The organism is Flavobacterium sp. ST-158 (genome assembly GCF_058309975.1).
In genome coordinates this window covers 156,144-169,274 of sequence record NZ_JBZEEN010000004.1, presented here as the reverse complement: position 1 = coordinate 169,274, position 13,131 = coordinate 156,144, and the positions used below count along the sequence as shown (strand labels likewise).

General features: G+C 29.4%; 12 protein-coding genes. All 12 read right to left on the bottom strand.

The features are described from left to right. Positions 1-272: 272 nt before the first annotated feature. Positions 273-1,430: a cytidylyltransferase domain-containing protein gene (locus AC4FRF_RS08215; protein WP_491159000.1), complete on the bottom strand. Its 1,158-nt coding sequence runs from the start codon at positions 1,428-1,430 to the stop codon at positions 273-275. A gap of 264 nt (positions 1,431-1,694) precedes the next feature. Beyond that, positions 1,695-2,516 carry a polysaccharide pyruvyl transferase family protein gene (locus AC4FRF_RS08210; protein ID WP_491158999.1) on the bottom strand — a complete coding sequence of 274 codons (822 nt, stop codon included), beginning with the start codon at positions 2,514-2,516 and terminating at the stop codon, positions 1,695-1,697. Between the two features lie 121 nt (positions 2,517-2,637). Beyond that, a complete protein-coding gene (locus tag AC4FRF_RS08205) occupies positions 2,638-3,678 on the bottom strand; it encodes an acyltransferase (RefSeq protein WP_491158998.1) in 1,041 nt (346 codons plus the stop codon). A 13-nt stretch (positions 3,679-3,691) separates the two neighbouring features. After that, positions 3,692-5,149: a hypothetical protein gene (locus tag AC4FRF_RS08200; protein ID WP_491158997.1), complete on the bottom strand. Its 1,458-nt coding sequence runs from the start codon at positions 5,147-5,149 to the stop codon at positions 3,692-3,694. After that, a complete protein-coding gene (locus AC4FRF_RS08195) occupies positions 5,139-6,275 on the bottom strand; it encodes a glycosyltransferase (protein ID WP_491158996.1) in 1,137 nt (378 codons plus the stop codon). Before AC4FRF_RS08195 ends, AC4FRF_RS08200 begins: the two co-directional genes overlap by 11 nt. A gap of 260 nt (positions 6,276-6,535) precedes the next feature. Beyond that, the gene (locus AC4FRF_RS08190) at positions 6,536-7,627 is read right to left on the bottom strand and encodes a glycosyltransferase family 2 protein (protein ID WP_491158995.1); all 1,092 of its coding nucleotides are present in this window, start codon (positions 7,625-7,627) and stop codon (positions 6,536-6,538) included. Continuing rightward, a complete protein-coding gene (locus AC4FRF_RS08185; RefSeq protein WP_491158994.1) occupies positions 7,624-8,652 on the bottom strand; it encodes a glycosyltransferase in 1,029 nt (342 codons plus the stop codon). The genes AC4FRF_RS08190 and AC4FRF_RS08185 overlap by 4 nt, the downstream gene beginning before the upstream one ends. Then, on the bottom strand, positions 8,639-9,049 hold the full coding sequence (locus AC4FRF_RS08180) for a hypothetical protein (RefSeq protein ID WP_491158993.1): 411 nt from the start codon (positions 9,047-9,049) through the stop codon (positions 8,639-8,641). Before AC4FRF_RS08180 ends, AC4FRF_RS08185 begins: the two co-directional genes overlap by 14 nt. Before the next feature lie 9 nt (positions 9,050-9,058). After that, positions 9,059-10,222 carry a glycosyltransferase gene (locus AC4FRF_RS08175; protein WP_491158992.1) on the bottom strand — a complete coding sequence of 388 codons (1,164 nt, stop codon included), beginning with the start codon at positions 10,220-10,222 and terminating at the stop codon, positions 9,059-9,061. Positions 10,223-10,278: 56 nt separating this feature from the next. After that, positions 10,279-11,193 carry a glycosyltransferase family 2 protein gene (locus AC4FRF_RS08170; protein ID WP_491158991.1) on the bottom strand — a complete coding sequence of 305 codons (915 nt, stop codon included), beginning with the start codon at positions 11,191-11,193 and terminating at the stop codon, positions 10,279-10,281. Next, complete coding sequence (locus tag AC4FRF_RS08165; RefSeq protein WP_491158990.1) at positions 11,190-12,083, bottom strand: glycosyltransferase; 894 nt, start codon at positions 12,081-12,083, stop codon at positions 11,190-11,192. The genes AC4FRF_RS08170 and AC4FRF_RS08165 overlap by 4 nt, the downstream gene beginning before the upstream one ends. A 61-nt stretch (positions 12,084-12,144) precedes the next feature. Further along, positions 12,145-13,131, bottom strand: a complete 987-nt coding sequence (locus AC4FRF_RS08160; protein ID WP_491158989.1) for a glycosyltransferase — start codon at positions 13,129-13,131, stop codon at positions 12,145-12,147.

The window sequence follows — 13,131 nt, the reverse complement described above, 5'->3', positions numbered from 1 at the left end:
TTTGCTTGATCAAAAAAGAAACAAAAAAAATCAAGTCTTACACTTCCTCGTCGGTCAAATTAGTTTTCGAATACTAAAAGAAAATAACTCGCTTCGCTCAAACAGATTTTCTTTTTACGTATTCTTCAAACATTTGACACTCGACTGCGAAAGCTAAGGACAAACTAAGCTCAACTTATAAATTGTAAAATATTATTTTAAAAATAAGCCCTTAATGAAAAAACTAATATAGCATTCGAGTAATAAGTTCAGCACCAAAATAAACAATTAAATCAATATCGTTTATTGTACTTCATTAAAATCTCACTCACTTCTCTAATGGCTCCATCAGCTGAATTATGGGTTAAAATATAATCGGCATGCTGTTTTACGATTTCAGTTCCATTGGCTGGACAAAAAGACCAACCAACGCTACAGATGTTAGCCAAATCATTCACATCATCACCCACATAAGCTACTTGATCAAAACCTACATTCCTATCCTTAAGAAATTGAGTTAAAAGAGCATATTTATCTTTAACTCCTAAATACGTATGTTTTATTTGTAATTTTTTCATGCGTGCTTCTACTAAAGCAGAATTTTCAGAGGTCATTACAACTACTTCGACTTTGTTTTGCCTAAGTATTTCGAGTCCCATGCCATCACGCATATCAAATTTTTTCATCAACTCTCCTTCTGCTCCAAAATAAACACTGCCGTCCGTAAAAACCCCGTCTACATCTAATACTAAATAATCAATTCTATTGTGTTTTTTAGCTTTTTGCAAACGATTCGCTAACAACTTTTCCACTATTTCCCAATCGGTACTGCTATCGATTTCTACATAACTGGATTCCTCCATTTCTACTATAGCAATCTTGCCACTGAGCCTATTTTTGGAATCCAAAAAAGCAGCTTTGGTGGTGGCGTATACGGCTCCATTTTCGACCAATAATCCTTTAAAGTCTTGTCGTCTTGGCCGATTGAATATATCGTAATTTTGTGGTGTCCCATCAGCATTCCAGGTAAAACGATGGGTATTGACCACCGTAAGGGCCGAATCAAATTTTTCGTTTTCTATTTTATCTAAAACCGTATTAATATCTGCCGCTTTTGTCATCGGTGAAGTGGCTTGAAGCAAACAAAGGATATCAAAATCATATTTGATTTGTTCGGCAAATTCCAGCAGGACGCTTTCGGTGGAAGCGGTATCGGTGGCATTTTCACTGGAACGTAAAATTGCTTTTACTTTAGTTGTCCAATGGTATTCTTTATCAATGTACTCTATAATTTCCCGATCGTCGGTAAATACATAAACTTCATCCAAATTTGAAAAAACAGCTTCTGCTAACACCCAAGAAAACAAGGGACGTCCCAGCATTTTTTTCTTATTTTTTCCAGGAATTCCTTTGGATTCTTTTCTTAAGGGGATTATAGCTGTTTTTTTCATTTTCTCACTTTTTATGTATCGAACTCAACACAAATATAGTATTTTGAAGTAGCTAATTTATTTTTTTGCCACTGATTACACTGATGTTTTTTGAAAAGGAAAATTGTAATTCGTGACAACTTTTAAGATTTACACTCCTCTAACTATATTAAATACTATATTTATTCTTATTTTATTTTCTGTCACACTGAGCTTATCGAAGTGCTTATTTATTCACTATACGAGGTCTTCGACAGGCTCAGACTGACAGAATACTAAACGAAATTATTTTTCAAAAGGACAAACCGCCATCAAACCGTTTCTTAAGGACTCGATTACTTCTGGTTTGGGCAAACATGGGTATGTTTTAAATAATTCTTCTAATTGTGACTGAGAATAACAGCTTTCTTGTATGTCTGGTTTATAAAAACTTAAGTCTACTGATTCTAGATAATCCTGGTATTTGATATCATCCCCAAAAACTTTGTCTGAAAACTTTTGCCATACTGCCGGAATCCCATAAGCATGCGCCACAATAATTCCATGTAAAGAAGAAGAAATTATCTTCTCGCATTGCAAGAATTCTATGGTTTTAGCTTCGACATCGGTTGTCATCATATCAATTAGATGTATATCCGAATGATCTTGAAACCAATTTGAAATAAACTTATAATCATCATAATGAGGAACGATACCGTATTTGTATTTCTTTTCTACTTTTGGAGCAAAATAACGAGGTAACAACAATGCGGGATCTCCATAAACTTCAGGGACTTCATAACCTGTATTCAACAGAAACTTTCTTGTTTGTGGCCCTCTCACCGCTAAAAAAACGGCTTTTTTTACGGGGTATTTTTGACTGATAATCCCACTACCCCAAACAATACATTTGTGATTGACGTTAGTCAAAATACTTCCGACAGTAACGTAAATTGGTTGAAAATAATCTAAAACAGCCCGCTTTTTTGGCCAAGCAAAACAGACGGCTTTCCCTGAAATTTTTTCCACCAGATACTTCCCCAGTAAATCCCCGTAATTTTCTTTGGATTTTCCCTGTATTATTTTTTCGTTCCACCAAAACAGTCGGATTTTGTTTGAAAATATCATTATTTAAGAGCTTGTTTACATTTACTAAAATCGAAATTTTCATTTGCCCCGTCCCTAAAGGGTGGAAAATTTCTTGAATCCTCTTCAAAATTAACTTCATTTAATGTTTAAAGAAAATTAATTAACCTGAAATATAAAACCCGATTGAATTTTTATTGATCATTTTGACAATAACTACTGAAATAATCACACATAAAAAAACAGTTATTGGAATACCTATTGATGGACATATCAATGAAGCATTTATACCAAAACTATCTAGACCCCATAGAACAAAAACATGAATCAAATAGATGCCATAACTAAAACAACTAATTTCAGAAAAAAAAACATTACTTTCCTTATTGAAAAAATTTGACAACCTAAAAAACATAAAAATTCCTATTGATGCTAAAAGTACATTAAAACGAAAAAAATCGTAGCTAGAAGTATCTATTTTACTATTTGATATTGAAAACCAATAGGTCCAAAAAAAAGTAATAAATGAAGCTAAAATAAACAACAACAATGCTATTATCGCCCACTTTTTTTCTTTCTTAATTTCAATTACTGACAAATAATAGCCCAATACCAAATAGCCAACATAACCAGAAAAATAAGACAATTCAATAATAGGTTTATAATTTTCAAAACCAAGGTTTTTAAATAATAGTGTTATAAACCATAACAACAAAAAAAAATGTATTTCATTTTTCTTTGCTCTAATAATCCATGCATTCAGAATTGGGATAATTAATATTAATCCGAAAAGCATATAGACATACCACAAATGATATGCGCTTCCAAAATAAATAGATCTAATTAGCTTTTTAATTATATCAAAAGAATGCATTTTTTGATAATCATTTGTTTTTATAAAAACAGCATATAAAACATAACAAATACTCCAAAATAAGAATGGTAAACCAATTCTAAAAAAACGTTTTTTGAAAAAAGAACCTACCTCATATTCTTTATTGAGCATTACAGCTCCAGAAATCATTACAAATACGGGAACGCAAAAGCGGGCTAAAGCGTCATAAAAATTAGCATAATTCCATTGCCTATTTGATAACAAACCAAATTTCATAACCAAAGGAGAAGCTGTATGTATTAAGATAACGGCAATAACACTTATAGCTCGCAAGTTAGAAATCCACAAAAAATTTTCTTTTATATTCAAAATTGACTTCTGTTTATGATAACGGATTATAAACTTCTAAATTAGTTGTAATTGTATTATTTTCTTCAATACTTTTAATTATATTCTCAAAATCTGAACTGAAATTTTGCTTTTCAAAATCAGCAAAAAAAACTAATTTATTATCAACGTATTGTTTATAAATTTCTAAGCCTAATTTATTAATAATTAATGTTGGTGTATTCATCATTCTTGCTTCGATAAGAGAACCTGAATAATTTGTTACATGTAAAATAGACTGGCTTAAAATTTCTGGCAATGGCATCTGAATTGAATTCTGTATTACTACTTTATTCTTAATTCCGTTTACAAAAAGATATTCTTCTATCTCTGTAATACTAATGAAATTTCGTGGATGTAATCTTAAAATCCAATTATAATTGATTTTTTTAATTAACAAGATTATATCCTTAGTCAACATTTCATCAATTTTAGAAAGGTGTAAAGTATAAAGTATTTTTTTATCATTATTCACATCTTTACTTTGAATATTTGTCCAATAAGAAACATAGGGTTGTCCAATTACTTTTGTTTTAGCTATTGAACTTTTATTAGCCCATTGATCAATATTATTTTTTGATTCTTCGTCCCAAGTCCAGAACTCTTTCACAACTGTATTAAAACCATTTTCTGGAATTTTTGTCCAATTACTAAAAGCCATATTATTAATTTGAGTTCCATGCTGTAAATCAATCGTAGTTACATCACATTTATTAGCAAATACTATTGCAGCAGTTAAATCATCCAATCCATAATAACCTAAAAAAACTATCTTATCTGGTTTCACTTTTTTATAAAGACGGGTATAAAAGCCTTCTAAACTATTTATTTTTTTACTCCATTTGAATAAACTTTCTTTTTCAATATTAAGTGTTTTTATACTTAAAGTTTCATAGAATTCATCATATCCTTCTATATTACTTTTTTTAGAATTCGCTTTATTTAGTAGACTCATAATTAGCTTATAAGAACCTAAATATTTATCTAAATTGATTATTGCTTTATTATTGTAATTTAAATTATAGATTTTTTTATATTCAATCATATAAACATCATCTTTTAAATTATGATACTCAACCATTGAATCATAAAACCTATTAAAATATTTCCCCTTATAAAGAATGCGATGATAATGTGCACCAAAAAAAATGATTTTTTTATTTTCTAATTTAAGAAAGAAAAATACCAGATTATAAAAAGCAGTTATTAGTCTAATAGCTTTCTTTAAGTATTTTATAATAGTTAAATCTTTTACAACTACAACTTCTTTATTTGTAATGTCGTTTTCTGTTGGAGACAAAAATAACTTATTCAAAAAATGAATATAAATCTTAATTCTGATATATGGCCAAATATGGATATCGTTAATCATCCATTTGTCTACAGGCCATTTCCGTTCTATATCAATAATTAACTGCTTGATATCTTTTTGTGTTGTAATGTTATTCTGCACTTTTAATTATTGTACTATATTGTTTTAAAACTTCTTTTTTTAAACTATGGTATTCTAATTTTTTAGCTATTTTTCTAAAATTATAATCTGATTTTAACGCCATAAAAACTCCTTTTTCAATATATTCTTTTATTTCTAGAACACCTTCGCAATCTTCAATCAGAAGACCATTTATTTCATGATTTATAATTTCTGCTGTTGCTCCTCCCGGATTGGATTGAATTGGCAAAACATCCATAATTATTGCTTCTAGCAAAGTATTAGGAATCCCATCTGAATTACTGTTCCCAATATACAATAGTGATTTCCCCATTAATTCTAACACTTTATCGTGAGGTATTTTCCCTTTTATTTCAAAATTTATCCAATGTTGTAATTTTGATTTATCTATAAAATCAACCACTTCTGAATCTGCTCCAAAAACTACAATTTCAAAATCAGAAAGTAGGTGGTTTAATTGTTCTATTGCTTGTAAGACTGGAATAGCTCGACCCGAACGCCCTTGAAATCCTTTAATTAAAATTATTTTTCGTTCTTCAAAGGGAATTTTATAGGTTTTCAATTTTTCTAAATCAAAACCACCGCCTCCGGGAAAAACACCTAAGAACTCTCCCTTAAAACCATGTTGTTGGGCAATCTTATAATCGCGTTGGCAATCGGTGAACAAATAATTCACTCTTGGCAAAACCCGTTTAATATCTGCTAAATACTTTGGTACATTTTGAAAATAAAACAAATCACTACCCCAAGAGGAATATATCCATTTAATATCCGGGTATTTTTCCATTACTGAAATAATAGGTGTGCATGACAGGTATAAAGCAAAACTATGCACTACATCAGGCTTAATATCATTTAGGTAATCTTCAAATACTTTAGCTGTATTCTTTTCATTTACTTTTTGAATCCAAGAATAAATTCGAGGACATTTCTTTTTTAGTCGAATGCGAGCCGGGAAATCCCAATGCAATTTCCAAGCTGTTTTTTGTTTTACCCATTGTATCCTTTCTATAGTTTGACTCATTCCAGTACTATCAAACCAATAGACTTCATGACCGGAGTCCTGAAGTTGACTGGTCCATCTAAAGAAATGGAGGGAAGGAATGGAAACCATTAGGATTTTCATAAATTATTAGCTTCTGTTTATTATATGAATTTAAAATATAACGACTAATTTAATTAATTTTTACACACCCCTAGCCCCTCTCCAGAGGGGAATCAGATTGTGCAAATTATTATGTTTTACTTAAAATGGGAAAATCCCACTAAGACAAACGATGCGAACACAACCCTAGCCCCTCTCAAGAGGGGAATTCGTTTAGTTCTATACACAATGTTAGGTTCTTTATTATGATTACAACATCACCTCCAGACCACTTTTTTAATTTAACATCCACTATATTTTCCTGATTGAAAATACATTTTGAATTGGATTATACTTTTTTTGCGATCAAAACTATACGAATAAGGATTGTTTCTGTACTGCTTAATAATGGTTTCTAACAACAAATTATTGACCGTTTCCAAATTATATAGAGGCTGGTATTTCTTTCCAGCTATCTTTTTTAGCTGATTTTTAATTTTCGCTGTGCCCGAAAGCGCTGTTATTTCTATTGCAATTACTTCATCACTAAAATTAGCCATTTGGGCTAAAACTGCATTTATTTCAAGAACACTAGATTTTAATTGTAATACCGTATCTATTTTAGACAGTTTTTCATAATCACTTAGCAACGGTATTTTACCCCAATCCAGATTTTGATTAACTACTGTTCTTTGTGTTGCTTGTGTTTGCAACATATAGGCATGATTAATACGTTCTAAAAGTGAATGAAAAGGATGTATACTTGCTTTGCTCCTGTATATCTTAGGATGCCATTGGTGTTTCAGTAAGATTTCTTTATTATAAAAGTGAACTGTATATCCAGCATTTTTCATTCGAATGTGAATATCAGTATCTTCTGCGCCCCAGCCATGGTAAAACTCGTCGTAGCCATGGAGCGCTTTTAATGCCGAAGTAGAAAACAAGGTTGTACCTGTCACTTCTTCGTACCCTTTAAATTGAATTTGGTATGAATTAAAATCCTTCTTTAACAAAGACTCTTCTTGAGATAAGAAACCGTATTGAAAATAATGTACTTCATTCGATTTTGCTAATGCGGTAGCTTTTTCTATAAAAGTAGGCGCAAAAATCAAATCGATATCCCCCACAATAAAATAAGGATTAGTTGTTTGTTGTAATGCTATATTGATGGCCCTGCATTTGTGCCAGAGCTGCCCTTGGACGGGACAATCGATATATTTGAGATTAGGAAATTGCTTTAATAATTGTTCTAATTGTGTTTTATACTCCTGATCTGAGCCATAATCTACCAAAACACATTCAAAATCAGAATATGTTTGCTGCTGCAACGATTGCAGGCAGTTTTTTACGATTCGCAAATCGCGATTGCGGTTGGTTAGGACTAGGGTTATCAATTAAGAAAATTTTTAAACTGCACTTTATTCAATCCTTTGCTTTTTAACACAAACCTATAAAAACTTTTTATTAAAAATAATTTTTTAAAAAGTTTATCCGAAATAAAATAACTAAATCTACTAGATTTTAGTGTCGCTAAATCCTCATAAGCCATTGTCTTTTTAACTCTTATTCCTAATCTATTGTAGGTGGTTTTCATCCAATCTTCATATACATTCCCCATATGATAGGCATAATTGTCATAAGTAGCTAATCGATAGCCTCCCATTTTAATTACGGGTTCATCGGTATATAAAAACTCACTATCGCCCCCTAATTGAAATTTTGAATTCTCTTTGGGTAAAGCATCAAATACTTCTCGCTTGTAGGTAACCACAAAATGAGAACATCCCAGAACAGCAATTGTTCCATTAGGCGCTTGCAATGTCCCTATAACGTCCTTATATTTAATATCGAGCCAAGGCCAACCAATACTATTGGCAAACATCGTCATGGCTTCTGGATTCTTGACAGAACGGAACTGTAATTTTCTAGAAAACAGATAACGAAACCAAATATTAGCTGTCAACCTTAAATGAGTTCTAAAAACTGGCACGGGACTTACCGAACCTGCTTTAGGAAAAGCTTCAAAAACTTCCACAACTGCTTGCTCCCAATCGTTATCAAACAAAACATCGGCATCTGTAATGGTAATAAGTCTTTCTTGAGCAGTTCGTAATGCTTTTAGAATGCTGTTTATTTTACCAATATTTCCTTTTTCAATAATGAGTTCATCTATTAATCCTTGTTCTTGTAATCCCAACAACTTTGTATTTACTTCGTTTGAAGATCCACTGCTAATAACAGATACTTTTAAAGTTGAAATTGCTGTTTTGTGGACGGAATTCAAACAATAGTTAAAAATGGTAAAAGCATCTTTGAAATAGTCTTCCTCATGAGGAATATACAAAGGAATTATGATCCTATGGTTGGAGGGAGTCTTTTGCAATAGAGTATCCTTAGATGGATTTTTACCTTTTCTCATTTTTAAATTTAATTCTATTCTTTTTAGTAAAAAACACGATTTGTTTGATAAACAAAATATATTCTTTAAACAGCATTTTCTGAAAATACATTTTAAATATTTTCAAGAAAATAGCATACTGTTTTTTATTATTGATATAACACTTATTGAAGCGGCAATACAACTCTTTTAATTCTAGCGCTGAAAAGTAGTGGTATTTTTTACTCAATAAATAATACAAAAAATCAAATTTTGCCTTTTCTTTATCTTTTCTATCCAATGTTCTTCCAGAAACACTTAATTCTGATAAACGTACATAAACAATTGCACTATTTATGGAATAAATTTTACGCAAAATTCTCAAAAAAACTTCAAGAGCAGTTGCTTCATTTTTATTACGTATTACAACTGAAACCATCACTTTTTTTTAAACTTTTTTAGAATTCATTAGACTTCTTACACTTTCTAAATATTTCAATCTAATTTTCTCTTCTAAATGATTAGAACGATATCTATCTCTTATTTTAATTGACAAGTTCTCTACTTCATTTATATCTAAATCCTTATTTTTTTGTATTCCATTAGATAAACTTTCTATAGAATTATCAAACCATGTTACATCAATCCCTTTAAGACGTTGCTCCATAGCTCCAGTTTTAGCTGATATTATTAATCTTCCACTAGCCATTGCTTCTATGCCAGTTAATGGTCCTGCCTCAAAATCATAATGCGAAATTATAAGACAATCAGCTTTTGAATAAAATTTATCTAATCCATAATTATTTACAAAACCTGTAAAAACAATTGATTTATCATTATCTGTAACTCTAATTAATTTCTTCAATTCTGAACCATCTCCAACGACATATAAAATATCCCCATCAGATTTTACATTTAAAAAAGCTCTAATAACGATGTCTATATTTTTTTCTTTCTCCAGACGTGCAATCGTCAAAAAAACTTTTATTTTTCTATCTACTATAGGAATTTGTAATAACTCATTTTCATTAAAAGCACATTGATCAATGATTTTATAATTATGTTTTTCAATTTTTAATTGCCTAGCATTTTTTTCTGAATGATGAATAAATAGATCTACATCATTTAAATGTAAATATTCTTCATTTTGTTGAATTGTTCCTGTTGTTCTAAAAATTATTTTCTTATTATTATTTTTACTTTTTTCTATAATAAGCCTAGTATAACTTGAATGAATTTGGGCATTTATAAAAATCAAATCCGAATTCAATATCATTTTTTCTATGACCAATTCGACTTTCGTATCATAATTAAAATATTTTTTTGAAAAATAGTTATTAGTATAAAATTCGATTCTATTTTTCCTTTTATTTTTCAAATAACTTAAAAAAGTAAAAAACCTTATTAGAAATGACTTTCTAAAAACACATTCTTTTAAAGAAAAAACATTTAAATCTTTATTAAAAGAAAAAATCTGGGAATGAGAATTTATAAATTCAGTTGTACAAACAGTCACTTCATATTCTGCACTTAATACAGATGATATAAAACCGGACATTAATTCTCTACCTCCAAAATCACTAAATGGCCCTATTATTAAAATTTTCTTCAAAATATTTTATACTAAAAACATAAATTTTGCTACTGAACTGTATTAAAAAAATAACTCTATTTAAGAAATACTATTATTTCTTTTATGCTCTTTTCCCTATTTTCAAGTATCGCTTTTTTATCTAAATTTTTCAAAATATTAATCTTTTTAAAAATAATTTCAATCCTTTTTAACCGTAATAAAACAATTGATTTAACAAGACTTATGATTAGCTTTTGATATTCTCTTGAAAAACTATAATACTTATTAGGATTTGATATTTTCAAAACGAACTCTCTTTCAAACAACTGGTATTCATCATCATACAAACTTTTCATTCTAGTTCCCCTATCATGATATATTATTGCATTCATAATAACTCCCATCTTAAGATTAAAGAATTTCATCCTTTGCACATAATTATAATCTTCCCCATAATGAAAAAAAGAAGGATTAAAACCACCAACAGTTTCAATACATTTCTTTGACATTAGCCAAGCTGCCGCATTTACAAAAGGAAGCTCATAGATGTTTTGATTGTTTTTTTTCAATGTCATATCTGAATAAAACCCAATACAATTTCTAGGAGCTACATAATTTGAAAAATTATAATCCAGCGCATCACCCATCCCATTTAAATGAATAGGACTGATAACATCGTATTTTGGCTCTTTTTGCTGTGCTAAAATTAATTTCTCAATGGTGTCTGGCTCAATCCAAGCATCTTGATTTAATAGAAAAACGTAATCAGCTCCATCTTCATAAGCTTTTTTTATTCCTATATTATTAGCTGCTCCAAAACCCAAATTTATATTATTCTCAAACACAAGTACATCTGGAAAATTTTGTTTTATGTATGCAAGAGCTCCATCTGTTGAATTGTTATCCACTACAATAGTTTGTACTAAAGAAGTACTTTGTTTCAAACCACCTAGACATTTTCCAATCCATTTCATAGGGTTATATGTTACAACAATTGCAAAAACCTTCATATAAAATCTATTGTTGTTATTTTTTTTAATTTACGTAAAACTTTAAAAATCCATGAATATTTTTTATAAAGTTTTGTTTGCTCATTTTTATTTAAAAGTGAATAGTAGTTTTTGTATAAAATTTGATTATAAATTGAGTAATCATTAATATCATTATTCCTATTCACATTTGTTGCTTGATCGCTATGAATTCTAAATTTCACTAAAGCCTTATTAATAACAACAATATCTTTCCTTTTTAAAATTCTGTACCAATATTCGTAATCTAACAATTGTTTCAAATCAGTTCTAAAAAAACCAATTTTATTTACAATCTCTTTTTTAAACATTACTACACTGGGTTCTCCTATCTTATTTAATGGGGATTTCCTAAACTCTTCATTTTTAAACAATAATTTATTTAAAACCAGAAACTCTTCATTGGCTTCCTCAATTGTTTGTTGTAAATTGGCATATTTAACAACCCAATTACTCGTTATTTCACCTTTAGCATTTTCTTCAACAATAAAAGAACGTTTACTCGCTACTAAACCAATATTTCGATTGTCTTGAAAAACAGTAAGCATCTCTGTAATACAATTATCTTCTAATACATCATCTTGAAAAAGAAACTTAATATAATCACCATTGGATTTCTTGATACAATTGTTCCAATTAGCCCCTATACCTTTAGGTTCATTGTTAAAAATATAAAATGGAATTGAAGAATTAATAAGCGTTTCTTTTACAATGGCTAATGTATTGTCAACAGAATTATCATCGGAAATAATTATCTCGATATTCTTATAGGTCTGATTTATGGCAGACTGTAAAGCTTCCACAATGAATTTTTCTCCATTATAAGTAGGAATACAAATAGAAACTAAAGGATAATCACTAATACTTCTCATTAAACTTTACCTAATTATTTATCTAAAATCATCAACAAAAACGTTAAAATAATGCCATCAATCAAGATAACAATCTATTAATCTTTATTACTAGATTTTTTCTTAATTTATATTTTTTAAAAAAAACATCTATTACGGTTATCAATAGCAAATATCCACTAAGATAATGTCCAGTTCTAACCAAGAATAAAGCTTTTTCATAGGTCAAACAATTTCTTTTTATATACTTATCCTTAATCTTTATTTTATCATAATTTAGAATCTTTTCATTGGCTAAATAATCCATCAACAGCCTTCTTACTTCATATTCAATTTTTATAATTGTAAGTTTGTTTTCAGTTTGTTTTGCTTTTGCAATAACGCTAGAAGAATGAAATCTAAAACTATTTAAGGTCTCACTAACAAATGCTACACTTCTATTTGTAATTAATTTAAAATAGAATATCCAATCACCACAATATTTAAATTCTGAAATATTATCAAAATATTTAGTAACATCAATAGCTGACTTCCTCATAAGTACAGCACTAGCATTAGGAATAACATTTTTATAAATAAGAAATTCCTCTATAAATGCTGGACTATCCATTAGAAAATCATTCAAAAATAAAAATCCTTTTTCAAACTTTTTAGTATGATCTAACCAAGTCCCTTTATTTTCATTAAATTCATTTACGCGATTTGATTGGCAATAAGAAAGTACAACATCTTCATTGGTGAACAATGGCTTAGAAACTTTTTCTAGAAAATCTACTTCACAATAATCATCGCTTTCAGCAATCCAAATGTATGCTCCTTTTGCTAATTGAATCCCCTTTTGCCATTGAATAAAAGTATTTCCTGTATTAATCTCGTTAAAAACACAATGACTCACTTTAGGATGATTAGCATAATCCGAAAGAATATTACGACTATTGTCGGTACTGCAATCGTCCAATAAAATCACTTCAAAGTTACCATAACTCTGATTAAACACACTTTCTAACCGCTGTTTTAAAAAACGTTCGTGATTGTAATTTGGGACAATTATGGAAATTAAAGGATTCAA

Coding starts and splice junctions, on each gene's coding strand:
- AC4FRF_RS08215 (WP_491159000.1), bottom strand. CDS start 1,430: ATGAAAAAAACAGCTATAATCCCCTTAAGAAAAGAATCCAAAGGAATT.
- AC4FRF_RS08210 (WP_491158999.1), bottom strand. CDS start 2,516: ATGATATTTTCAAACAAAATCCGACTGTTTTGGTGGAACGAAAAAATA.
- AC4FRF_RS08195 (WP_491158996.1), bottom strand. CDS start 6,275: ATGAAAATCCTAATGGTTTCCATTCCTTCCCTCCATTTCTTTAGATGG.
- AC4FRF_RS08185 (WP_491158994.1), bottom strand. CDS start 8,652: ATGAGAAAAGGTAAAAATCCATCTAAGGATACTCTATTGCAAAAGACT.
- AC4FRF_RS08180 (WP_491158993.1), bottom strand. CDS start 9,049: ATGGTTTCAGTTGTAATACGTAATAAAAATGAAGCAACTGCTCTTGAA.
- AC4FRF_RS08170 (WP_491158991.1), bottom strand. CDS start 11,193: ATGAAGGTTTTTGCAATTGTTGTAACATATAACCCTATGAAATGGATT.
- AC4FRF_RS08165 (WP_491158990.1), bottom strand. CDS start 12,083: ATGAGAAGTATTAGTGATTATCCTTTAGTTTCTATTTGTATTCCTACT.